3 protein-coding genes are annotated in these 1,805 nt (G+C 49.8%); 1 reads left to right on the forward strand and 2 read right to left on the reverse strand.

From position 1 onward, the window contains the following. Positions 1–385 (reverse strand): hypothetical protein (locus tag ACYQ6M_RS30310; protein ID WP_460077683.1); only part of this gene is annotated, 385 nt, incomplete at its 3' end. Continuing rightward, entirely contained in the window at positions 378–620 is a 243-nt protein-coding gene (locus ACYQ6M_RS30315; RefSeq protein ID WP_460077684.1) for a type II toxin-antitoxin system Phd/YefM family antitoxin, read from the reverse strand. The genes ACYQ6M_RS30310 and ACYQ6M_RS30315, both read right to left, overlap by 8 nt. A gap of 390 nt (positions 621–1,010) precedes the next feature. Here ACYQ6M_RS30315 and ACYQ6M_RS30320 point away from each other — a divergent pair. Then, positions 1,011–1,805: MASE1 domain-containing protein (locus ACYQ6M_RS30320; RefSeq protein WP_460077686.1), on the forward strand; the 795-nt coding region annotated here is incomplete at its 3' end.

Genomic DNA, 1,805 nt, shown 5'->3' on the forward strand with positions numbered 1-1,805 from the left:
CCCTTACCAGCTCTGCCTGGACCTGCTTTGTAAACTTGATACTGAAAGCGCCGACCCGGCCGCCCGGTTCGAAGTAATAAGAGCGCTCGGGCATGTCGGAGTTAAATTCATCGCAGATCACCCAAAGCCTCAAACGTTCATCGAGCCCAGCTCGCCTTTTCTCGATTTGCGGCACTTCAACGAAATGGGACCCTGCAACCGGTTCCTTGGTGGTGATCGGCACCAGGATGACTTCTGTTAGGTTGTCTTGCTTTCGGTTGACTAGCGTCAGAGCACAAGGTCTTGCCTTCCGGCCCTCGGTTTCGCCGTGGTCGGCTTGCCAGGCCCAAAGATAGGGATACGCCCAAATGTCTCCGACTTTCGGAATGCTTTGCCGATCAGTCATTCTTTATGCTGTCTTCCAAAGCGGAAAGCAGATCGCCGGCATCGGCGTCGGACAGATCCGACACATGGACAGCCTTTCTGGTATCCCTCTTGTGCTGCAGGCGTTCGAATTCCTCAGCTGAAAGCATCACGAAGCGGGACTTGCCGTGTCGTTGAATGGCGACGGGTTCTTGTGCAGCTGCAGCAAGAACATCTCCGGTCTTGTTGGCCAGTTCGGTTGCGCTGAAAGCACGCATGGCAGACTCCAAGTGGGTTTTGATAAAACCACTATATTAGCTAAAATGGGTAAAATCAACATTTTCAAAGCCAAATAGCTGTGTTTCCAACCGTATCTCGCGGTTAAACAAATATCGGAAAGGCGGCTGCTACCGGACGGAGAAGTCTTGGAAGTTTTTTAACGCGCAAGACTGGCGCTAAATATTAGAAAACTCGCAACTCCAACAATCCAAGATCACGCACAACTAAATTCCACCCCACGCAAACAAGAAACATTGTAATTTCTAACATTGTTTTGTGTTTCAAATTCTGAAAGTTATTTTACGTTTTCGCAATTGCTGTTTGATTTAATCATTTCATCGAAATTTTGCGCATTCCTAATTCAACCTCGATATTGAAGGGAATCCGATTTGTTTTCAAAACAAAACGCAGAAAATACGCCCGGTTCGACGTTCAATATCGCCTCTCAGTTTAGGAGAATTCCGCTTCCCATTCAGATGATCGTGGTTCTTGCGGTCTTTTTTCTGCTTGCGGTCAGTGGGATTATTCTGACAAGGGAAGCTGGCAGAATCGCGTGGATCTGGTTTCCAAACGCAGCACTTCTGGCGATCGTGCTCGAAGCGAGGCTTCCGCGTTTGCTGAAGTTGATGGTGGCCGGCTACATTGGAAACCTTCTGGCAAATTTCGCTGTTGGGGACAGCACCACCAACGCAATAGTCCTGTCTACCTTTAACACAGTCGAAATTGCGATCTGTATCGTCTGCTTGCGGAAGGTTTGTCTGAACGTCGATCTCGGAAAGCCAGATCATCTGCTGTGGTTTGGATTGATTGCTGGCGGCATCGCACCCGCGACTGTCGGAATGATTGCCTCGCTATATCTTCACCATTCGTTCGGCACACCATTCTGGTCGGTTTTTGTGAACTGGTACGGTGCCGATGCTCTGGGAATGCTACTGGTCGCGCCATTCTTGCTAGCCGGTATTCCGAACACGCAAAGGTCGATCGAGAAGGAAAGCTTAACGCAACGTGGAACGCTGGCCGCACTACTGCTCTGTGTTGCCATAACGGCCGCCGTCTTTTTTCAATCTTCTTATCCTTTCCTCTTCATGGTCATGTTACCTCTGGCTTTGACGGCCTTCACAACTGGCGTCCTTGGGACAGCGATCGCAACGCTGGCAATCGCGACAATCGCTATAGTGCTGACC

It is taken from the genome of Roseibium sp. ROS1, from assembly GCF_054658215.1.

Excerpts from the sequence above, each read along its gene's own strand:
- ACYQ6M_RS30315 (WP_460077684.1), bottom strand. The coding sequence starts at position 620 with ATGCGTGCTTTCAGCGCAACCGAACTGGCCAACAAGACCGGAGATGTT.